Here is a 20,415-nt window from a genome sequence, read left to right on the forward strand (position 1 = left end):
CCAGCTTCTCGGCTACACGGGCGATGTCGACCTGAACGCGAGGCTGGCCGCGTGGGAGCAGTTCTATAACCTTGCCTGACCACACGGCGCTTACAACGAGAAAACGCCTTACGAGGCGCTCGGAGAAAAGCTGTAAAGACATGAAATGGTGTCTGGCTAGATCGCCCACATTACAAATAGGGGAGGTGCGGCAGATTGCGCGGTCCAATCATCGGCACCGCACCATGGCTTATCGCCCAAGCGATAGCGATCTGATCAGACGCTGTGCCGGTCTCTGCGGCGACGGCTAGCACGGCATCAAGTATGGCGGTGCGCTGTGCATTATCTTCCGCTTGAAATACCTTGCCGCTCATGACTTCGGCGCGACCCTTTTCGCCTGCGCGATACCTACCTGTCAGGATACCGCCACCAAGCGGTGACCATGTGACCATGCCAAGGCCAAGCGCCCGAGAGGCCGGGAGCAGATCCGCCTCGGGTTCACGGTGGGCAAGGCTGTGCTCGAATTGTGCGGCGGCGATCGGAAGGCTGCGGGTCAGTTCGGCCAGCGTTACAGCGCGCGACAGTTGCCATGCTGCGAAATTTGACAGGCCCGCGTAAAGGATCTTGCCCGCGCGGGCGAGGTCATCAAAGCCGCGCAAGATCTCGTCCAGCGGAGTCTCGCCATCGGGGTGATGCGTCCAGAGAATGTCGATGCGGTCGGTTTTCAGCCGCCGCAGACTTGCTTCAAACGAGGCGATCATCGCTTTGCGGCTGTTGCCAAGGACAAGGCGGTTCGCACCGGGCGCTGACCCGTTGGTGTACTTGGTCGTCAGCACGAAATCATCGCGCCGACCTTCCAGCAGTGTTCCAAGGATCGTCTCAGACTGGCCAAACTGATAGACGTCGGCCGTGTCGATCAGATTGCTACCCGCCTCGGCATAGGCGTTGAAGATTGCGGCACTGGTTTCAGCATCCGCACCATGACCCAGCCTGTGCCGAACGTTCCGGTGCCCAGCGACAGTTGAGAGATTTGCGAGCCGGTCCGGCCAAAGGGCCTATATTCCATGATCATTCCTCGATTGATGGCAGAGTCACGACAACCTTGCCCTTGGCGCGACCCGTTTCCAGATAGGCGAGGGCGGCATTGGTTTCGGCGAAGGAAAAGACGCGGTCGATAACGGGGCGGATCGCACCGGTGGCGACCAACTGGGCGATCTGACGCAACTGATCACCATCCGCTCGCATGAACAAGAAATGATAGCTGACACCAGCGGCCCGCGCCTTGCGTCGGATGCTGCGGCTGATCACCCGGAAGATCAGGCCAAGCACGAAGCCCAGCCCCTTGGCCTTGGCGAACTCGGGCATTGGCGGACCGGAGATGGAAATGAGCTTGCCACCGGATTTCAAAATCGAAACCGATTTCGCCAGCGTCTCCCCTTCCAGACTACACAATACGAGGTCATAGCCAGAGAGGATTTGCGCAAAGTCTTCGTTGCGATAGTCGATCACCTGATCTGCCCCCAAATCGCGCAGCATCTCGGTATTCTTGGCGCTGGCGGTAGTGGCAACATAGGCACCCAGATGCTTCGCCAACTGGATCGCTATACTGCCGACGCCGCCGGTTCCGGCGTGGATCAAGACCTTCTGTCCCGGCCCCACCTGACCGAGTTCAACCAGCGCCTGCCACGCTGTCAGGCTGACCAGCGGCAGGGCGGCGGCCTCGGCCATAGACAGGTTGGCTGGTATCGGGGCCAGATCGGCCACATCCACAGCAATGAGTTCCGCCAATGTGCCGATCCGCCCATCACACGGGCGCGCCATCACCCTGTCACCGGGATGAAAGCCAGTCACCTCGGCGCCAATGGCTACCACCTCGCCTGCCAGATCATGACCCAGCACGAAGGGGGGCTTGTAGGGCAGGATCGGTTTGAACGCCCCATCGCGTAGTTTCAGATCCAGCGGGTTCAGTCCGGCCGCATGAATTCGGATCAGAACTTCTGTCGCCGAGGGGACGGGATCGGGAAGATCTGCCATCCGCAGTTTTTGTGCTTTTCCGTAGCGATCAAGACTCCAGGCTTTCATGCCGTTACTCCACAGCTTTCAGGGGCGGGGTATCGGCGTATCCTTGAGCATCACTGTCTGGCGGTGCAATCGAGTTGGGCGCTTGGTCTTGGACCGCCGGGCTGCCAATCAAAGCTGCGGGTGGGAACAGGGAATTGGTCACGCCTTGTCCTTTCACGTGCGATAGCGGGCGGCTGGAAGCGTATTGCCAAAGCCGGGCAGCATGGCTTGCCGGGCTGTCTGATAACTGTCCCAAAGCTTGGCGTCGGGAAGCGGCGGGATGGTCACAGTCTCGCCCGCGTCAAACCCGACCAGTGCTGCATCCACAAGATCGGCGGCGTCCATCATCGGTGGCAGCTTGGCAGCATCCGCGCCTGCGCGATCCCAAAGCTCCGTGCTGGTGGCACCGGGCAGCACGGCCTGCACCCGCACACCGCGCGGACCAAGCTCCACTTGCAGGCCTTGGGACAGGAACAGTACGAAGGCCTTCGTGGCCCCATAAACCGACATCGAAAATTCCGGCACCAGCCCCACGACCGACGCGATGTTGATGATCGTGCCACCGCCCGCCCGCGCAAACCGTCCGGCCACAGCATTGGCAAGCCGCGCGACCGCCGTGACGTTCAGTGCGATAATGCGCGAAATATCTGCACTGCCTTGGTCGGCGAAGGCCGCCGCAACGGTTGCGCCCGCGTTGTTGACCAGCGTGGTTATGGCGGCATCGTCGCGCAGCTTTGCCTCGACCACCGCCAGATCGGCCTCAGCGGTCAGATCAGCCCGAAGTATCTCAACGTTCACGCCAGTTTCTTGGCGCAGCTTGGCGGCCAGCGTCTCCAACCGAACCAGATCGCGAGCGACCAAGACAAGGTCATGGCCGCGCTTGGCAAAACGGTCGGCATAAATAGCACCGATTCCGGTCGAAGCACCTGTGATAAGGGTTTTTGGGGCAACCATTGCATTGAACTCCTGTCTATGCCGCGCTATATTCATGATGATCGTCATGAATAATTATTTATGATTGGCATCATGAATAGTCAAGCGAAGAAGCGAAGGAAAATCTGCTATGAAAGTGTCCCGTGAGCAGATGGCTGAAAGCCGCCTCCGCATCCTGACCGAAGCGGCGCGGCTGTTTCGGGAAAGGGGGTTCGATGCTGTTTCGGTGTCCGAAGTGATGAAAGCCGCTGGGCTGACCCACGGTGGATTTTACGGACATTTCGCCTCAAAGGGCGAACTGATCGCCGAGACGGTGGGACATGTCACCAAAGGCAACGAAGACAGCCTGGGTTTTATGGCTTTTGCTGACATTTATTTGTCCCCACTCCATCGCGACGCCTCGGGTCAAGGTTGCCCGATGGCCGCATTGGCCTCGGATTTGCGTCATCAGTCGTCTGAAGCGCGTGGCGCGCTGGCCGAAGGGTTGGAGTTGCAACTCGCCCGCGTGGCCGCAGCCATGCAGCGTGACAGCACTGAAGAGATTCCGTCCGCGGACCTTCGTCGCCGTGCGATCGGAAGTTGGTCCGCAATGGTCGGTGCGATGATCATCGCACGCGCGGTGAACGATTCCGCGCTGTCAGCAGAGCTGCTGACTGCCACTCGCGACTGGATAGGCGAGCTCGGGGCTTAGAAGTCCGGTGGTAAGGTTCATGCCTCACCTGCATGGATTTATCTGGCGAAGGAGCGCCGAGGGAATGTGGCCAAATGTGGCAGTCCACCTTCTTAACAAGAGGTTTTCGGGGATAAAGAAAGCGAAGGGGGTTACCATCGCAGTAATGCCGCAGAAACAACCAGATTCGCTCACCACCCGGTTCCATTACGCGACCAAGCTGCCCAGCGAGATAAGCTGTTACTGTCCCGTAAAGACGGATGATAACGCTTTCGTCCTGCTATCAGAGCCTAAGGCTGCCCTCAAAAAGGGGGCCGATAGAAACTACACAAAATCGGATGCCCTGCGGATCGCTGGCATGCTTGGCCAGCATGTGCCCGCCGAACGCTGGGCCTTTGGCGCTACGACTACAACAATGTCAGGCCGCATTCATCGCGGGCTTCAAGGGTAATTGCCGATGAGGAGCAAGCGCAGAGCGCCAGACTTGCGGCTTGCGCAAGACCGGCGCAGATCTGTTCAAGCGACCTTGGCTTGTGACAGTGCCACGGCATCGGCCCCAGCCGGATAGTGTAGGCGGTCGGTTTTGTCGGTTGCGGCCAACCATACCGCCTGGGCCACGTCGCTTTCCTGTGTTGTCAGTTCTGGATTGGCGAATGTGGCAAAGATTGGTCCCGCGTAGCTGGCATAGGCCTCGGGGATCAGATCTGTCACGGGAATGTCGGTGTTGATGGCAAGGCGGGTCGTTGGGGCATAGCCCGGTTCAACAAGTTTTGCCTGCACTCCAAATGCACCAAGTTCATGCGCCAGCGATCCGGTGAAGCCCTCGATGGCCTGTTTGCTGGCGGTGTAGGCGGCGGCCAGCGGGTGCGGGGCAAGCGTCACACTGGAGGTGACGTTCACGATCACACCCGATCGGCGCGCCCGCATCTGCGGGATCACCGCCTGCACCATCGCCATGACGCCAAAAGTATTGGTCTCGAACACCTTGCGGATATGCGCCATTGGCGTAGCCTCGAATGCGCCTACCACGCCGATCCCGGCATTGTTTACCAGCACGTCGATTGGCCCCGCCGCTCTGATCGCCGCATCGATGCTATCGGGACGGGTGACATCCAGCGGCAGGATGCGCATACGGTCCGAGTCGGGCAGCAGGCCAGCGTGCGGGGTTCGCATGGTGGCGATGACGGTCCAGCCTTGGGCGTGAAAATGCCGGGCGGTTTCCAACCCATAGCCGGACGAGGTGCCGGTGATGAGGACAATTTTCATGTCAGTCTCCTGTGTTTGCTGTTGACGAGACCGATATAGCGGGCATGATCAGGACTATCTTCAATCAGAAGTCCATTATGTATTTGCAATAGTCCAATATGTCCGATCCGCTAAGCCAAATGATCCAGTTGCTGCGCCCCCGTGCCGTGTTCTCCAAAGAGATCAGCGGCGCAGGGGCTTGGGCCGTGCGCTACGCCGCATTCGGCCAGCCCGGCTTTTGCGCCGTGACCGAGGGCCGTTGTCGCTTGGCGGTGGAGGGCGAAGCGCCGGTCATTCTCGAGGAAGGCGATTTTGTGCTGCTGGCCGCAACCCCGGCCTTTACCATGTTGGGGTTTGAGCCTGCGTCGCCGGTGCGGATTGATCCCAAAACGGCGACCTCGCCTGACCGGGAAGTCCGCCACGGTCGCAAGGAAGGCCCCGCCGATGTGCGCCAGTTCGGCGGCTGGTTCACCTTCGACGCACCGGATGCTGGCCTGATGGTGTCGCTGCTGCCGCGGATGATCCATATCCGCGGCGTCCCGCGCCTGACACAACTGGTGCGCCTGCTGGGCGAAGAGGCCGCGGGCGATGCGATGGGCCGCGACCTCATTTTGGGACGTCTGGTCGAGATTCTGCTGATCGAAGCCTTGCGCACGGCTCCAACGACACTGACCGAACCGGGCCTGTTGCGTGGGCTTGCTGATCCCCGGATCGCCGCCGCGCTGCGCGAGTTACATGGCGCGATAGACCGGGACTGGACCGTGCCACAACTGGCCGAAGCGGCGGGGCTGTCGCGCTCGGCCTTCTTTGATCGTTTTGCCCGCACGGTCGGCCTGCGACCGATGGAATATCTGCTGGCATGGCGCATGGCTGTTGCTAAAAACCTGTTGTGCGGACGCAAATTGTCACTGGATGAGGTGGCTGGACAAATCGGCTATGGCTCTGCCAGCACCTTCAGCACCGCCTTCAGCCGTCATGTCGGAATGCCGCCGGGGCGGTTCGTGAAGCTGTCCGAAACGGGGGGCTAACGGTAGCTTTCGCGAGAGGCCATAGATGTGGTGCCGTGCAGGTGCCATGTAGTTTTGCGCGCCCAGCATCGGTCGCAGCCGCCACGACGATATCGGCCCACTGCAGTCATTCGGCCTTGGCAGTCGGCTTCCCCAGACCTGCCATTCGTACTCGCCGCAGCATGAGCGCCGCGGTAATGTCGGCGATCCGGGGTGGCTTCAACTGGTCGCCGCAACACTTCATTCTTTAGACGAAGAAGGAGTGTGAGCCATGACGTATCGTCGTCGGATATTGTTCACAGACAAGCAGAAGGCAGAGATTTTGGATCGCCGGCAGCGTGGCGAGTCGATGAGTTCGATCGGCCGGGGGTTTGAGCGCAACTCGTCGTCAGTCTATCCGCTTCTGGCCCGCACCGGCGACATACGCCCGCCCGATCGCACGAGATCCCGGCTGGCACTGACGCTGTACGAACGTGAGAAGATATCGAGAAGTCTGCACGCCCATCAATAGCTGCGGTCCATCGCGCGGGCGTTACACCGTTCTGCTTCGACGATCAGCCGCGAGGTCAGGCGCAATGGAGGTCCGGCGCAGTATCGGGCAACGCAATCGGAACAGGCTGCTTGGGTCCGCGCGCAGCGTCCCAAACCCTGCAAGCTGGCTGGCAGCGCATAGCCAAGGTCTACTGGTCGAGACTGTCTCGACATTCGCTGCGTTTTCAAACCCTACGCGCCCATGCGGTGCTCTGCGACCAGCACCTTCAAAGCCAAGCGGCCATTGATCTCGGCATTGTTGTTGCTGGGCTGGCTACCGCTCATCTCGGTCGGCGTCGCTTCCCAGGCCACCTCAGGGCCGAGCCAAATCGTCAGCGAGCCACGGCGCTTGAGCGCTTCGTTGTAGGTTGGACAGTTCCTGAAGGGAGTCAGTCTGCTCAAGATGTCCAGCTATCACGCTGGATTCAATAGATGAATTCCTGCACCGATTGGTACAACAACGTCGTCCCGCTGCGTAGAAATCAACAGACTGTCGTCCGATTGTCATCTTCGCAGCCTAAACTCTAGTCTCCTTTTCAACTGCCAGTGTCCGTGGGGAGACCAGCCATGACAGATCAGTCATACGAACCGATGAACTGGGATGCGTTCGACGAACGTCGCCGTCCAGCTCCGGAAACAGTCGATTTCGACCGCGTCGTCGAAGCCGCGATGTCGCGTCGCGGCTTCCTGCGCTCAGTCGTCGCCTTTGGCTCGGGCGCCGCTGCTATGGGCCTCGGCTCCATGATGTCCTCGACATCCGCGAATGCGCAGGCGGCTGCGATGTCGCGTTTCGCCTTTACCCCGATCCCGACTGCGACGGACAGCATGGTCCATGTGCCCGAGGGTTACTCCTGGAAGGTCGTTGCGGCTTGGGGCGATGCGCTGTTCTCGGACGCGCCGGCCTTTGACCATGAAAATTTTGGTCACCCGAATTCTGACCGAGTTTTTGGTGAAAACACCGACGGTATGGAGATGTTCAATATCGATGGACATCAGGTGATCGCGATCAATCACGAATACGTCAATTCTGGAATCAACGTGGACGTCGATGAGAACGAGCTGCCGACCAATGCCGCGGACGTGCTGAAGCTGCAGAATCTGCAGGGTATCACCGTCATGGAGGTCGCCAAAGGCGCTGAGGGCTGGGCCGTCGTGGTCGATTCGCCTTTCAACCGCCGCATCACCAACAACACGCCGATGATGATCTCGGGCCCTGCCGCCGGGCATACCCTGCTGCAGACCGCTTCCGATCCGATCGGTACTTCGGTGCTAGGTACGCTGAACAACTGCGGATCGGGCCGAACCCCTTGGGGCACTTACCTGACCTGCGAAGAAAACTTTAACGGCTACTTCGGTTCGACCAATGCCGAAATGACGATACCCGACGGGTTCGACCGCTACGGCATCGGCGCGGAATCGGGCTATGCTTATGAAAAGTTCGATGCCCGTTTCGATCTGGCGCAAAATCCCAACGAACCGCACCGTTTTGGCTACGTCGTCGAGATCGACCCGTCGGATGCGGCTTCGACCCCGGTCAAGCGCAGCGCACTGGGCCGTTTCAAGCATGAAAACGCCGCATCGGTCGTGGCCCGCAACGGTCGGGTCGTGGTCTATTTGGGCGACGATGAGCGCGGCGAGTTCCTGTATAAATACGTCTCGAATGGCGTCTATATGCCGGGCGGCGATACCTCGACCCTGCTGGATGACGGCGTGCTCTATGTTGCGCAGTTCGGCGCCGATGGCAGCGGCCAGTGGCTGCCGCTGACCCCGGAAACCACTGGCATGGATGCGGCGATGATCTGTATCCACACCCGTCAGGCGGCCTCGGCCGTGGGTGCCACCACGATGGACCGCCCGGAATGGGTTGCTGTCAACCCGATCGCGATCGAGGCCTACTGCGCTCTGACCAATAATTCGTGGCGCAAGGCCGATGCCACCAATGCCGGTGGCGATGCGATGGTGCCGGTTGAAGGCTCGCCCAACGCCCGCGCCGAAAACGGCTATGGCCAGATCGTGCGCTGGTATCCTGTGGACGAGGATCATACCGCGACCGGCTTCACTTGGGATCTGTATGTGACCGCCGGAAACCCCACGGTTCACAGCGATGCCTACGCCGGTTCGGCCAACATCACCGATGGCAATATGTTCAACTCGCCCGACGGGATGGTGTTCGATCGGTTTGGCCTGCTTTGGATCCAGACCGATGGTGACGACAGCAACGAAGGTGACTTCGCAGGACAGGGCAACAACCAGATGCTGGTTGGTGATCCTGCAACCGGCGAAATCGCCCGGTTCCTGACTGGTCCGGTCGGTTCGGAAGTCACGGGGATGACACCCTCCTCTGACGGAAGGACCATCTTTGTTGGCATCCAGCACCCCGGAACGGGCTGGCCCGCCGAAGGTCTTCCACGGTCCGCCATCATTGCCGTGTGGCGCGACGACGGTGCCTTGATCGCCTGATCGCCTTGGAGCGGCGCATGACACATTTGGGGCACCTAGCAGGGTGCCCCTTTTCTGTCATCTGCCGGGGCTTGGATGCACATAATATGCGTTCAGTTCTGGACCTGCACCGACGTCATCCAGTTTCGCTACATCCAGTTTCGCTACGTTTGTTGTCGAGCGGAAAGCGTTCGTTCTCTGCACCCTGACGAACTGATAGAGAGGGCTCCGTGCGATGACGCCCCAATGCGGCAGTCCAGCCTGACAGGCGCCACGGTCGAATGGCGACTTTGACGGTCGATGGCTGGTGCTGTGCTGCGCCAGCATCCGTCGGCTCTCCGCCCTTAGAGTTGATGTAGTCGCGACCGGCCCAAAGCTGCCGGTCTGGACCGGCCTGCGCAGCATTTCGATGAGCCCGCAAGCCGCCACTCGGTTGCGTCGCATAGAAAACGCCGCAGCACTAATGCTGTTTTAGATTGTAGACGCCCCGCCGAGGCTTTCGTTCTCAAATCCTGCCCAATATCAGGACATTCCACCCAAAATTTACCGACCTTGAAACGAAAACGTTGCGAGCGATTTTGACCTCGTAGGAGCTCTGGGCAACCCAGTCTCACACTCCCCTAGCCGCAGACATGATATGGGGAACTTGGATCTGTTGGTTGCGTTGCTGTTATGGACTGATTGTATCGAAAGTCAGCAAACGATTGCGGAGACCACATGACCCTGCTTCAGTCCTACGCATTCGCTATCATCATTGGCATGATGATCCTCTTCATCTGGGGCAAGCTGCGCTACGATGTGGTTGCAATGCTGGCTCTCGTGGCCTCGCTCGCCGCCGGGACGGTCGCACCAAAGGATGCCTTTTCGGGTTTCAGCGACGACATCGTCATCATCGTCGCCTCTGCACTGGTGGTCAGTGCTGCCGTCGCACGTTCGCACCTGATCGAGGTTGTGCTCCGTTGGCTGATACGTCGGCTGCGCGGGTTTCGGGTGCAGCTTCTGGTGCTGGTGGGCACGGTCACGCTTTTGTCGGCGCTGATCAAGAACATCGGTGCGCTGGCAATGATGATGCCCGCCGCGCTGAAGATTGCCAAGAAGTCCAGCGCGTCACCATCGCTATACCTCATGCCGATGGCATTCGGTTCGTTGCTGGGCGGGTTGATCACGATGGTTGGCACCTCGCCCAACATCATCGTGTCGCGTGTGCGCGAAGAGATGACAGGCGAGCCGTTCCGCATGTTTGATTACGCCCCGGTCGGACTGGGCCTGTCGGTTGTCGGGATGGTGTTCCTGATGTTCGCCTCGCGGTACCTGCTGCCGCATGACCGGCGCGCCACGGCTTCGCTCGGCGAGGCGGTCAACATCAGCGACTACAACTCCGAGGCCAGCGTGCCGCCGGAGGCGGCCATCGTCGGCAAGACGATTGGCGATTTTCTTGGCGTTGCCGATGGTGAGGTCACTGTGACCGGCGTTATCCGAGACGGCACCCGTCGCCCCGTCACCCTGCCCGAGCATGTCATCCGGGAGGGCGACATCCTGCAACTGAGGGGCCAGCCCGACGGGCTTGAACTCGCGGTCACCAAAGCGGGTCTGACACTGGCGCGGCAAGACAAACCGAAGGCCCCTGAAAACAAAGCCGAACGGATCGGGGTGATCGAAGCCGTGGTCAAGGGCACGTCGCCGATCATTGGCAAAAGTGCCGCCCGTCTACAGCTTTTCGACGAACAAGGGATCAATCTGGTTGCCCTGTCACGCTCGGGGAAGCGGATGACCGAGAGGCTCGGCGAGACCGCGCTGGAACCGGGGGACGTGCTTTTGCTGCAAGGCTCGCTTGCGATCCTTCCCGACCGGATCGTGGCACTGGGACTGCTGCCGCTGGCAGAACGTGAGTTGCGCTTGGGGTCGGTGCGGCGGGAAATCCTGCCGGTGGCGATCCTTGCCGCGGCGATGGGACTGACGGCCATTGGACTGGTTCCGGTGGCCATCGCATTCTTTGGGGCGGCACTGGCGATGATCCTCACCGGCGCGATCAGCGCCGAGGCGGCATACGAGGCCATCGAATGGCCGATCCTCGTGATGCTGGGCGCGCTGATCCCGGTCAGTGAGGCGTTGCAGACAACCGGCGGGACGGAACTGATCGGCGATGTGCTGTCGACGGTAGCGACCGGGCTGCCAGTCTGGGGGGCGGTTGCCCTCATCATGGTGGTGGCGATGGCGGTGACACCCTTTCTGAACAATGCAGCTACCGTGCTGGTCATGGCGCCCATAGCTGCAATCTTTGCGAGCCGGCTGGGCCTTGAGCCCGACGCCTTCCTGATGGCGGTCGCGGTAGGCGCAGGGTGTGACTTCCTTACACCCATCGGGCACCAGTGCAACACACTGGTCATGGGACCGGGTGGCTATCGGTTTGGCGACTATGCGCGGCTCGGCGCGCCGCTTTCGGTCCTTGTCGTGGTCGTCGGCGTTCCACTCATCCTGACGGTCTGGCCTACCTGACCAGCCATTTCGTTGCTTTGAAGGCAAGTTGCATGCGGCCCAAAGCAAACATTTGCGTCGCCACGGAATGCTGCAGCGCAGCTTTGCCCAATCCGGTCCTGCGTGCTAGCAGCAGCAAAATCGGTCCCTGCATTTCTGCTAACCGCCGCCTGGAACAGTATCGCAGCCTGTGCACGCCAAGCGTAGCAATGCTGGGAAGTCTTGCCGGACAAGCCGTTGCGCGCGTCGACAAAGCCCGGAGTGTCAGCATCGCGCTTCGTGTTTCAGGCGCGATGTCACGGGGATCGATGATCAGCGCGCAGCAGTCTATTGCGCCACAGACATTGCGCCTTATTAGTGGCGGCCTCGTGACGCGCCCACTGGGCGATCTGCGGGATTTCGACTTCGGCAGCGGGCCGCAATCGTCTTTCGCCGTGACGCTGCCCGACCTTGTGACGATCCATCACGCCACCGGTGTGCCAGACATCGAGACCTTCGTTTGCATAACAGCGGGTGCATTTCCGACCGGAGACGTCAAGGATCTGCCGGTTGGCCCCAGCCACGCAGAGCGCGAAGCAAGCCGCTATCATGCCGCCGTCGAAGTGACCGACGCGGAGGGAAGGGTGGTGCGCTCGGTGCTGGATGCCGTGAACGGATACAGCTTCACCGCAATGGCTGCGGCAGAAGCGGCGCGCCGGGTGCTTTCCAGAGAGGTCCGGCCAGGATTTCAAACACCCGCGGGGCTGTTCGGCAACGGCTTTGCCGAAACCATTGCCGATAACCGGATAATGGATCTTTAGCTGACTTGGTATTGAAGAGGGCTTGATCAAATGTCGCACTGACGACGCGCCAGGCCCATAGACAAATGGCTCAGACCTGACGATCTTATGTCAAGCACACCTCCAGCGGCGTTCTCCAAAGCAGCCATTTGTGCCTTACGCCGAATTCTAGATACGGGACGTGCTTCGCATTCTGTTTTCGCTGTTTGGGTAAAGCGTGGATGCTTTCCATAGGCGATGTTCAGCTCGAGCGGTGGAGCCTAGCCATCAGCTAGAAGCTATCAAGTGGCAAGGCACGGAACGCTTATCGTCTTCGGACGTTGTATGAGCATCCTAGCGGAAGGCCATCGGATGCTCCTTGCCACTTCTTTTCTTGCGGCTCTCATCGGTCTAGGCTTTGCCGGTGCCGCAGCTGTGCTGCCTGACACAGGAATTGATGCGACGATCGGCGCGTTTTTGGCTGTGTTGGGTGCATTTGCAGTCACTTTGGCACTTGGTGTCATCGTGGCAAAAAAGGGCAAGTTCAAAGCACGCGGCGTCTTACTCCGGATCGCTGCTATTGTGTCAATTCTGACAGCCATCGCCGCTTGGTTCCTTATGCAGGATGCTGTTCTTGCGGCGATGGTCGTGTCGCTTCTGGCTTTGCTGGCAAGCGGCGCAGCAGCAGAGCGCAAGGTAATCCCATGAAATCAGTTTCTCTTATTGCCGGTTTCTTCGCAGTTATTGCAGCACCCGCACTTGCGGACCAGCCGCTCTGGGGCACGTTTAACGGCGACCTGGCGGCGACGAAGTTTTCCGAAGCGGCTAGTTTGACGCCGCAAAGCGTGCTCGGATTGGAACGTGCATGGGAGGTGCGGACCGGTGATGTCTCTGACGGATCTGGCGACGTTCCCGCGACAGTATGGTCCGCGACACCGATCTACGCGAATGAATCGCTTTATCTTGGCACGCCGTTCTACCGCATTCTCGCTCTTGACCCTGCCACCGGAGCCGAGCGTTGGAGTTACGATACCAAATCAACCCTTGAAGCACTGACACAGCCCGCACTGAAAAACCGGGGGGTGTCGTATTGGAAAAGTGGGCTTGATGGAGTTTGCGAAAAGCGGGTTCTGATCGGCACGATGGATGCAACGCTGCACGCGGTGGATGCCGATACTGGCAAGCCCTGCGAAGAGTTTGGCGACAATGGTGTGCTGAACGTCAACCAATGGAACAAGACGAACGCGGTGTTTCCGTTCTCTTTGTTGCAGCCGCCCACGGTGGTTGGCGATACGATCCTGATGGGCTGGTCTGGCAAAGACTGGGCCTACACGGTCGAACCGCCCGGAAACCTGATTGCGGTGGATGCGCGCACAGGCGCGTTGAAATGGGACACCGGGTTCATTCCGAAAGAATTGATCCCGGTCACCGGCACCGCGAATATCTGGTCATCCATGTCAGTCGACGCAGATCTTGGCCTTGTCTATGTTCCGGTGTCGTCGCCGTCACCGAACTATTGGGGTGGCAACCGCACCGCAGCAATTCCTTTGGCAACATCCATCACCGCGATCAACATCGAGACGGGCGAGGTTGCATGGAGCTTCCAGCACGTACACCATGATGTGTGGGACTACGATACGCCCTCCGCCCCGACGCTTGTTGATCTGATGCGGGATGGCCAGAAAGTGCCCGCTTTGGTGCAGACAACAAAACAGGGCTTCATCTTCGTTCTGGACCGCCGCACAGGGGCGCCGCTGTTCCCTGTGGAAGAGCGCGCAGTGCCTGCAAGCGATGCGGAGGGCGAGCAATTGTCGCCGACGCAGCCCTTTGCGGATGTGCCGACGCCAACCATCAACCACGCGGCCCTGCCCGAGGTCTGGCCCGTGGCCGATGCGCTGTCGTTCGGACAGTGTTCGAAAGACCGTGAGACCTATCGCTATGAGGGTCTTTACACCCCTCCGTCCGTGCAAGGCACATTCCTGTGGCCTGCGACCGCAGGCGGTAACAACTGGGGCGGGGCGACGGTCAATCCGCGCACAGGTATTTTGTACGTGAACACCTCGCAGGTGGTGCAGGTGATCCGTTTGATCCCGCGCGCAGATTATGCCGCCGAGGTGAAGGCAGCGACGGCAGACGGCAGCGATCCCAGCGGCAACGAGGCGGGATTTTATGCGCAGGAAGGCTCGCCCTACGGCATCGAGCTTTTCGAATGGCGCACAGCCCTTGGGCTGCCCTGCTGGAAACCGCCTTACGGAACGTTCTCGGCCTATGACTTGAACACCGGCGAGAGGGTTTATGAAAAACCATTCGGGTTGTCGCAGCAATGGGGATTTTACGGCTTGCGGTCATGGGGATCGCCCACATTGGGCGGGCCGGTCCTGACGTCGGGTGGCGTTATCCTGATCGGGGCGTCGATGGACAACCGCGTGCGGGCGCTGGATGCCGCCACCGGACAAGAAATATGGTCTGACCTTGTGGCAGCACCAGCCGTGTCAATTCCGGCGGTGTTTACGCATCAAGGTGCCGACTATGTCGTCTGGGCCGTTGGGGGCAATTCGATCCTGAAGCCGAAGGTTGCTGATCAGGTGGTGGCCTACCGCCTGCCGCCAAAGGAGTAAGCCAATGAAGACCGCCACGCATGAACGCGCGGCCACACCGTGATTAACTGGCAGGGCAGCTATTGCGGGCCAGCGCCAATATCGGCCGAGCTTTGGGCACGCTGGAACTTTGATCCTTGGGCGCTGACGGTTCTGGTTGGTTTGGCAATTTGTGCGGGCCGCACCCGCCCGGGTGCGGCGGCCGTCATCGTGTTGGCCTTTGCGTTTCTGTCCCCGCTTTGCGCGCTGTCTTCGGCGCTGTTCTCGGCGCGGGTGGTGCATCACGTTCTTCTGGTGGCGATCGCGGCCCCGCTTCTCGCACTATCGCGCCCCGCACGAGCCGCAACTGCGGTGGCTCTGCCGTTTATGTTTGCCACGATTGCGCTTTGGCTGTGGCATTTGCCCCGTGCCTATGATGCGGCGCTTGGGCACATGGCGATTTACTGGGTCATGCAGGCGACGCTGTTCGGATCGGCTTATCTGTTCTGGCGTGCGGTGTTCTCGCAGCGCTGTGGGTCCGGCGTGGGGTGGGTGTTCCTTGGCTATCTTGCGATGGGAATGCTCGGCGCGATCCTGACCCTTGCGCCAAGTGCCGTCTATGCGACCCACGCGATGGCACCAATGCTGTGGGGGCTGTCGCCGCTGTCGGACCAGCAGCTTGGCGGGCTGGTGATGTGGATGCCCGCGGGCCTGCCGTTTGCGGTTTGGGCTGCCATGCTGGCACGACGGGCATGGCGCGCGACGGAGGAACAGCCATGATCTGGGTTGAAGGACTGGTTCCGCATGTCAAAGCACTTCACCTAAGCTTTGTTGCGGTCTGGGTTGCTGGGCTGATCGCGCTGCCCGGCATGCTGGCCCGTCACGACCGCGCCATCGTGCAAGCCGAATTTGCACAAATCCGGCGCGCGACGCATTTCGGATATGTCTGGGTGATCACCCCCGTGGCGATATTGGCGATTTTCAGCGGGTCAGTGCTTATCTTTATGCGCGAGGTCTTCACCGTCTGGATTTTCGCCAAACTCGTCCTCGTCACGGGGCTTGTCGCGATGCACGCATGGGTGGGTCACACGATCATCACCGTCGCCGAAACCGAAGGCCAGCATCAACCGCCCGGCGCTTTGTTTCCGACGTTGTTGGTTTTCGGACTGGTGATCGGCATCCTAAGCCTTGTTCTGGCCAAACCTGATCTGGCGGGATTGCCAGTGCCATCGTGGCTTTTGAACCCCTTGGGTCATCAGTTGCCCTTCGATATTCCCAACCGATAGTCGAAAACGAGCTTGCCACCATGCCAACCCGTGACCGCCACCACAATGACCGCAAAGCCGGACATCAGCAGGCCCCAAGGCAGAATGGCGGACTCGTATCCGGTCAGACGCCAGCCCCAGTTCAGCCCCAGAAGGGACAGCAGCATGACGGCAATGACGAAATGCGTCCAGGCGGCTGCGCGGATGCGGATGCCCGGCACCATCAGCAACTCCATCGTGCCGCTGGCCCCTGCCAGCAGACCGAACAGAAAGGCTGTGCCAGTGGCCCAAAGTGCTGCCCAAGCCCAGCGTTCCTGCCCCGACCACCAATACAACAGATCCGCCCCGAAGGCACAAAATGTCAGCGCAACCGGAAACGCCACAGCCATTGCATGCAACGGATGACCCCAGATCGCAAAACGGCTTTCGGTTTGTTGAAAGGCGCTATCGTTGACAATGGGATCCTCGAACGGGGCAAGATCCTGCGCGACTTGAGTCATCTTTTGTGTCACCCGAAACTCCTTCGCACATTGGCTCTCGGGACAACGCTTCAGATCGCAACTGGTTGCCAGGGCCAACTTTCGATGTTGCATCCGGCAGGTCCGGCAGCCCAAACCATTGCAGATCTGTGGTGGATCATGCTGGCAAGCGGCGTGGCGATCTTTGCTCTGGTTATGGCGCTGCTGTTTGCGGCACTTTATCGCCGCGCAAATGCGTCGGCGCATGGCGAGGACGAGAGCGGTACGAGCGTCTGGTTGTGGGGTCTTGGGCTTGGCTTTCCACTGGCAACGCTATCCGCGTTGACCGTATACGGCCTTGTGATTGGCGAGCGTCTGCTGCCACGCGAGACACACGATCTTGTGACCGTGCAAGCCGAAGCGCGGCAATGGGCGTGGACCTTTCGCTATGACGACGCGGGCGCGCCTGTAACTGAAGGCGTTTTGCATATCCCCGCAGGACGTCCGGTGAATGTCGAGATTACCAGCGCAGACGTTATCCATTCGTTTTGGGTGCCGCGGCTGGCGGGGAAGCTTGATGCGATCCCCGGTCATATAAACGTGCTGCGGATCGAGGCTGCGCAACCCGGAACCTATGCCGGGCAAAGTGCCGAATTCAGCGGGCTTGGCTACCGCGAGGATGTCTTTACGGTTCAGGCGCATGATGCCGCATCATGGGCCATATTCTTGGCGGAAGGCACACCATGACCGACGCGCAGCCAGCATCCGACACACCACAACGCGGCACCGCCCTGCGCTTGCACCGCGCCTTGGCGCGGATATGGGGCTCCGATCCGCGCCTTCGAGGCTGGCTGACCACCAGCAACAACAATGACATCGGCACGCTGTTTCTGATCGTCGCAACCACTTTTTTCGTGATCGGCGGCATCCTTGCACTGCTGATCCGTGCCCAACTTGCCACGCCGGACTCTGCCTTCATGCAGCCGCAGGTCTACAACCAGATCTTCACGATGCATGGCACTGTGATGATGTTCCTGTTTGCGATCCCGTTTTTTGAGGCAATGTCAGTGTTGCTGTTGCCGGGCATGCTTGGCACGCGCGACATGGCGTTTCCCCGGCTGGGGGCCTATGGTTTGTGGGTCTATATCTTCGGTGGCTCTGCGGTGATTATCGCGATGCTGATGGGCCTTGCCCCCGATGGTGGTTGGTTCATGTATCCGCCACTGTCATCGGCCGCGTTCTCACCGGGGATAGGGGCAGATGTCTGGCTGCTTGGGATCACGTCGATCGAGGTGTCAGCCATCGCGACGGCAATTGAGGTGATCGTGACCGTCCTGCGCTACCGTGCGGCGGGGATGAGCCTGTCGCGGATGCCGATCTTTGCGTGGTATATACTGGTGGTGTCGGTGATGATCCTGACAGCATTTCCGCCGATGATCCTTGGGTCATTGCTACTAGAGGTCGAACGCGCCCTAGATTGGCCATTCTTTCAGGTGGAAAACGGCGGCGATCCTTTGCTGTGGCAGCACTTGTTCTGGCTGTTTGGGCACCCTGAAGTTTACATCATTTTTCTGCCCGCCGCGGGTATGATCGCCACCATCCTGCCAGTGATGGCGCGCACCAACCTACTCGGCTACGGCTGGGTCGTGGCGGCGGCAGTGTCGCTGGCGGTGCTGAGTTTTGGCCTCTGGGTCCACCACATGTTCACCACCGGCATTCCACATATGGGCCTCGCGTTCTTCTCCGCTGCCTCAACGCTTGTGGCGGTGCCGACATCCGTGATGCTGTTTTCGTGGATCGGCACACTCTGGAAGGGACGCGCCCGGATGGAGTTGCCGATGCTGTGGATCATGGGTTTTTTTGCCACCTTCGTGATCGGCGGGCTGACTGGCGTGATGCTGGCCGTCGTGCCGTTCAACTGGCAGGTCCACGATACCCACTTTGTCGTGGCCCATCTGCACTACGTCCTGATCGGCGGCTATGTCTTTCCGATGGTTGCCGCAATCTACTACTTCATGCCGTTGCTGACCGGGCGGACGCGGTTCTTTAAGCTCGGCGAGGTGGCATTCTGGCTTGTGGTGCCATCGTTTCACATCACGTTTCTTGCGGTGCATATGGCGGGGCTTCTGGGGCAACGCAGGCGCACCTGGACCTATGACGCCGATCAGGGTTGGACGGCATTGAACCTTGTTGCGTCTGTCGCCTCTTACGTGATGGCCATCGGTTTTGCGCTGATCATCCTTGATGTGGCGGTGAATGCCTTTGTCGCTGTGCGGGGGCGACGCAACCCGTGGGGGGCGGGCACGCTGGAATGGGCTGCGGCCATCCCGTCGCCCGCTTACGGTTTTGCGTCGATCCCAATCGTGCGCGGTCGCTATCCGCTGCACGACGATCCGGATCTGGCGGTGCGCACCGCACGAGGCGAGGGGTATCTTGGCACTGCGACGCGTCACCGGCGCGAGAATCTGATCGTAACGACCGCGCGCGGCACGCCTGCGCAGGTGGTGGTGCTGCCGGGCAATTCGGCGCTGCCTTTTCTGCTGGCCGTGGTCACCAGCACATCGTTTTTGGCTCCCTTGTTCGATGCCTATATCGTGGCGGGTCTTGCGCTGATGGGGGTGGTCGCTCTGGCGCTGATCTGGGCTTGGGGTCTGGGCACGCGTGTGGACGAGGGACTGGTCGACGCCGGAAATGGTGCCATGCTGCCGCTGGCGTCCGAAAGAACCGATCCGCCGGGATGGTGGGGTTCGGTGTTTCTATTGCTGGCGGATGGGGTGCATTTCGGCTCCCTGCTGTTCGGATACGCGTTCCTTTGGACCGTTGCACCGAACTGGCCACCACAATCCTATCTGGAGCCCCCGCTTTGGGCCGTTGTCCTTGCCCTGACATGCGCGTTGGCGCTTGCGCTGGGGCCGCGCCTTGCCGTCCGTGCGATTGCAAAGCGCGGCGTTGTTTGGCCCGCAATCGTCCTCGGACTTGTCGGCGCTTTGGCGCTGACTGTCGCTGCCGCGAGCGTGATGTTGGATCGGCCCGACCCCGCCAGCCATGCCTATGACGCAACGCTGTGGTTGCTCGCGGGCCATGTCGGGCTGCACACGTTCCTGTCTGCAATCATGCTGTGCTATCTCGCTGCGCGGGTGGCAGCGGGCTATGCCTCGCCCACCCGTATTGGTGAGGCTGAAATCGTGAGGCTGTGGGCAGATTTCACTGCAGCCACCGCGCTTGTAGCACTGGCGGCTGCGTGGTTGCCGGGAGCATTTTCATGATCGAAGTCTTGCGCCTCTCAGTGCCGATTACGGTCTGGCTGACAGGATTTAGTGCAGTTTACGCGCTGCAGGGCATATCCTGCTCGCGCCATTGGCCATCTGACCTTGACGCCCGCCCGGTTCTGTTAGCCGCTTGGGTTGTTGCCATTGGGCTTCAGCTTCTAACGCTGATGACGGTCCTGTATGCGCCGTCCAAGTCCCGCTTTGTGCAGACGACAGCCACGACGCTTGCGGTGATCGCGCTTGTTGCGGCAGTCTGGACAGTGATGCCGGTGCTTGTCGCATCCCTCTGCCTTTAAACGCAGAACCCAGCCAATTGTGCCGCGCACAGCATCAGTTCCAACGCGGTCGCTTAATCACGTTAAGCCGTCGATTTGACCCGTGCTTGCAACAGGACCCTGCCGCCTCTTTGAACAAATACTCCCAATCCGAAAATCAAAAGCAAGCTCAACGGCGCTTGCTCTGAAAAGACATCAAACCAGCTGCTTGAATGGCGGCTTTGAGCCAGTTGGAAGATTTCGATGTCGCAGAGACGAAAGTTAGCTTTCCGCCCATCGAGACGATCTACACGTAGACTGCATTGCACGTGAGCATCTAGACGCAATCCTCCTCCGAATCACTTCTGTCACAGCCACTGCGTCATCCCCCGATAGGCTGAGCATTTTCGTCAGAACGATGGCATTCCACAGCGCCCCAATCAAAAGCCGCGCAGATTTCTATACGCCGTAAAACGACACGAAATGTCGCCTTGA

General features: G+C 60.1%; 19 protein-coding genes and 1 pseudogene. 14 read left to right on the top strand and 6 right to left on the bottom strand.

Features of this window, described 5'->3' with window-relative positions; translation table 11 throughout:
• Positions 1–170: 170 nt before the first annotated feature.
• From U1A24_RS21315 to U1A24_RS21325, 3 genes are all read right to left on the bottom strand, one after another.
• Complete coding sequence (locus tag U1A24_RS21315) at positions 171–968, bottom strand: aldo/keto reductase (protein ID WP_322324011.1); 798 nt, start codon at positions 966–968, stop codon at positions 171–173.
• Positions 969–1,047: 79 nt separating this feature from the next.
• Complete coding sequence (locus U1A24_RS21320; protein WP_322323995.1) at positions 1,048–2,061, bottom strand: NADP-dependent oxidoreductase; 1,014 nt, start codon at positions 2,059–2,061, stop codon at positions 1,048–1,050.
• 153 nt (positions 2,062–2,214) lie between these two features.
• Positions 2,215–2,994: an SDR family oxidoreductase gene (locus U1A24_RS21325; RefSeq protein WP_322323996.1), complete on the bottom strand. Its 780-nt coding sequence runs from the start codon at positions 2,992–2,994 to the stop codon at positions 2,215–2,217.
• A gap of 130 nt (positions 2,995–3,124) precedes the next feature.
• On the opposite strand from U1A24_RS21325, the gene U1A24_RS21330 reads away from it, so the two are divergent.
• Positions 3,125–3,664 (top strand): helix-turn-helix domain-containing protein, encoded by a 540-nt coding sequence (locus U1A24_RS21330; RefSeq protein ID WP_322323997.1) that lies wholly within the window; start codon positions 3,125–3,127, stop codon positions 3,662–3,664.
• A 495-nt stretch (positions 3,665–4,159) separates the two neighbouring features.
• On the opposite strand, the gene U1A24_RS21335 is transcribed toward U1A24_RS21330, so the two are convergent.
• Entirely contained in the window at positions 4,160–4,909 is a 750-nt protein-coding gene (locus U1A24_RS21335) for an SDR family oxidoreductase (protein ID WP_322323998.1), read from the bottom strand.
• Between the two features lie 98 nt (positions 4,910–5,007).
• Here U1A24_RS21335 and U1A24_RS21340 point away from each other — a divergent pair, with 98 nt between their 5' ends.
• The 3 genes from U1A24_RS21340 (at position 5,008) to U1A24_RS21350 (ending at position 6,568) form a co-directional block, all read left to right on the top strand.
• Entirely contained in the window at positions 5,008–5,916 is a 909-nt protein-coding gene (locus U1A24_RS21340) for an AraC family transcriptional regulator (RefSeq protein WP_322323999.1), read from the top strand.
• 250 nt (positions 5,917–6,166) lie between these two features.
• Positions 6,167–6,406 (top strand): hypothetical protein, encoded by a 240-nt coding sequence (locus U1A24_RS21345; RefSeq protein ID WP_322324000.1) that lies wholly within the window; start codon positions 6,167–6,169, stop codon positions 6,404–6,406.
• Complete coding sequence (locus U1A24_RS21350; RefSeq protein ID WP_322324012.1) at positions 6,407–6,568, top strand: helix-turn-helix domain-containing protein; 162 nt, start codon at positions 6,407–6,409, stop codon at positions 6,566–6,568. It abuts the gene before it with no gap.
• A 77-nt stretch (positions 6,569–6,645) separates the two neighbouring features.
• On the opposite strand, the pseudogene U1A24_RS21355 reads toward U1A24_RS21350, so the two are convergent.
• Positions 6,646–6,828, bottom strand: a pseudogene (locus U1A24_RS21355) (IS5/IS1182 family transposase); the annotation flags it as partial.
• Positions 6,829–6,993: 165 nt separating this feature from the next.
• Between U1A24_RS21355 and U1A24_RS21360 the strand changes: the two are divergent.
• From U1A24_RS21360 to U1A24_RS21390, 7 genes are all read left to right on the top strand, one after another.
• On the top strand, positions 6,994–8,886 hold the full coding sequence (locus tag U1A24_RS21360; RefSeq protein WP_416173517.1) for a PhoX family protein: 1,893 nt from the start codon (positions 6,994–6,996) through the stop codon (positions 8,884–8,886).
• Between the two features lie 696 nt (positions 8,887–9,582).
• A complete protein-coding gene (locus U1A24_RS21365) occupies positions 9,583–11,361 on the top strand; it encodes an SLC13 family permease (RefSeq protein WP_322324002.1) in 1,779 nt (592 codons plus the stop codon).
• Positions 11,362–11,393: 32 nt separating this feature from the next.
• Positions 11,394–12,140: a hypothetical protein gene (locus U1A24_RS21370; RefSeq protein WP_322324003.1), complete on the top strand. Its 747-nt coding sequence runs from the start codon at positions 11,394–11,396 to the stop codon at positions 12,138–12,140.
• A gap of 330 nt (positions 12,141–12,470) precedes the next feature.
• On the top strand, positions 12,471–12,806 hold the full coding sequence (locus tag U1A24_RS21375; protein ID WP_322324004.1) for a hypothetical protein: 336 nt from the start codon (positions 12,471–12,473) through the stop codon (positions 12,804–12,806).
• Positions 12,803–14,716: a PQQ-binding-like beta-propeller repeat protein gene (locus U1A24_RS21380; RefSeq protein WP_322324005.1), complete on the top strand. Its 1,914-nt coding sequence runs from the start codon at positions 12,803–12,805 to the stop codon at positions 14,714–14,716. The genes U1A24_RS21375 and U1A24_RS21380 overlap by 4 nt, the downstream gene beginning before the upstream one ends.
• A 39-nt stretch (positions 14,717–14,755) precedes the next feature.
• Positions 14,756–15,454: a cytochrome c oxidase assembly protein gene (locus tag U1A24_RS21385; RefSeq protein ID WP_322324006.1), complete on the top strand. Its 699-nt coding sequence runs from the start codon at positions 14,756–14,758 to the stop codon at positions 15,452–15,454.
• Positions 15,451–15,960, top strand: a complete 510-nt coding sequence (locus U1A24_RS21390) for a CopD family protein (RefSeq protein ID WP_322324007.1) — start codon at positions 15,451–15,453, stop codon at positions 15,958–15,960. The genes U1A24_RS21385 and U1A24_RS21390 overlap by 4 nt, the downstream gene beginning before the upstream one ends.
• Here the strand turns inward: U1A24_RS21390 and U1A24_RS21395 are convergent.
• On the bottom strand, positions 15,930–16,439 hold the full coding sequence (locus tag U1A24_RS21395; RefSeq protein WP_322324013.1) for a DUF2231 domain-containing protein: 510 nt from the start codon (positions 16,437–16,439) through the stop codon (positions 15,930–15,932). The two genes, U1A24_RS21390 and U1A24_RS21395, sit on opposite strands and share 31 nt — an antisense overlap.
• An 84-nt stretch (positions 16,440–16,523) precedes the next feature.
• Between U1A24_RS21395 and U1A24_RS21400 the strand changes: the two genes are divergently transcribed.
• The 3 genes from U1A24_RS21400 to U1A24_RS21410 are packed head-to-tail and all read left to right on the top strand — an operon-like array spanning position 16,524 to position 19,962.
• Positions 16,524–17,144: a cytochrome B gene (locus U1A24_RS21400; protein WP_322324008.1), complete on the top strand. Its 621-nt coding sequence runs from the start codon at positions 16,524–16,526 to the stop codon at positions 17,142–17,144.
• A complete protein-coding gene (locus U1A24_RS21405) occupies positions 17,141–19,663 on the top strand; it encodes a cbb3-type cytochrome c oxidase subunit I (protein ID WP_322324009.1) in 2,523 nt (840 codons plus the stop codon). Before U1A24_RS21400 ends, U1A24_RS21405 begins: the two co-directional genes overlap by 4 nt.
• Entirely contained in the window at positions 19,660–19,962 is a 303-nt protein-coding gene (locus tag U1A24_RS21410) for a hypothetical protein (protein ID WP_322324010.1), read from the top strand. The genes U1A24_RS21405 and U1A24_RS21410 overlap by 4 nt, the downstream gene beginning before the upstream one ends.
• Positions 19,963–20,415: the final 453 nt, after the last annotated feature.

The sequence above is a fragment of the Cypionkella sp. genome (assembly GCF_034376685.1).
Classification (GTDB): Bacteria; Pseudomonadota; Alphaproteobacteria; order Rhodobacterales; family Rhodobacteraceae; genus Cypionkella.

Coding starts and splice junctions, on each gene's coding strand:
- U1A24_RS21320 (WP_322323995.1), bottom strand. CDS start 2,061: ATGAAAGCCTGGAGTCTTGATCGCTACGGAAAAGCACAAAAACTGCGG.
- U1A24_RS21325 (WP_322323996.1), bottom strand. CDS start 2,994: ATGGTTGCCCCAAAAACCCTTATCACAGGTGCTTCGACCGGAATCGGT.
- U1A24_RS21330 (WP_322323997.1), top strand. CDS start 3,125: ATGGCTGAAAGCCGCCTCCGCATCCTGACCGAAGCGGCGCGGCTGTTT.
- U1A24_RS21335 (WP_322323998.1), bottom strand. CDS start 4,909: ATGAAAATTGTCCTCATCACCGGCACCTCGTCCGGCTATGGGTTGGAA.
- U1A24_RS21340 (WP_322323999.1), top strand. CDS start 5,008: ATGTCCGATCCGCTAAGCCAAATGATCCAGTTGCTGCGCCCCCGTGCC.
- U1A24_RS21345 (WP_322324000.1), top strand. CDS start 6,167: ATGACGTATCGTCGTCGGATATTGTTCACAGACAAGCAGAAGGCAGAG.
- U1A24_RS21360 (WP_416173517.1), top strand. CDS start 6,994: ATGACAGATCAGTCATACGAACCGATGAACTGGGATGCGTTCGACGAA.
- U1A24_RS21365 (WP_322324002.1), top strand. CDS start 9,583: ATGACCCTGCTTCAGTCCTACGCATTCGCTATCATCATTGGCATGATG.
- U1A24_RS21370 (WP_322324003.1), top strand. CDS start 11,394: ATGCGGCCCAAAGCAAACATTTGCGTCGCCACGGAATGCTGCAGCGCA.
- U1A24_RS21375 (WP_322324004.1), top strand. CDS start 12,471: ATGCTCCTTGCCACTTCTTTTCTTGCGGCTCTCATCGGTCTAGGCTTT.
- U1A24_RS21380 (WP_322324005.1), top strand. CDS start 12,803: ATGAAATCAGTTTCTCTTATTGCCGGTTTCTTCGCAGTTATTGCAGCA.
- U1A24_RS21390 (WP_322324007.1), top strand. CDS start 15,451: ATGATCTGGGTTGAAGGACTGGTTCCGCATGTCAAAGCACTTCACCTA.
- U1A24_RS21395 (WP_322324013.1), bottom strand. CDS start 16,439: ATGACTCAAGTCGCGCAGGATCTTGCCCCGTTCGAGGATCCCATTGTC.
- U1A24_RS21400 (WP_322324008.1), top strand. CDS start 16,524: ATGTTGCATCCGGCAGGTCCGGCAGCCCAAACCATTGCAGATCTGTGG.
- U1A24_RS21405 (WP_322324009.1), top strand. CDS start 17,141: ATGACCGACGCGCAGCCAGCATCCGACACACCACAACGCGGCACCGCC.
- U1A24_RS21410 (WP_322324010.1), top strand. CDS start 19,660: ATGATCGAAGTCTTGCGCCTCTCAGTGCCGATTACGGTCTGGCTGACA.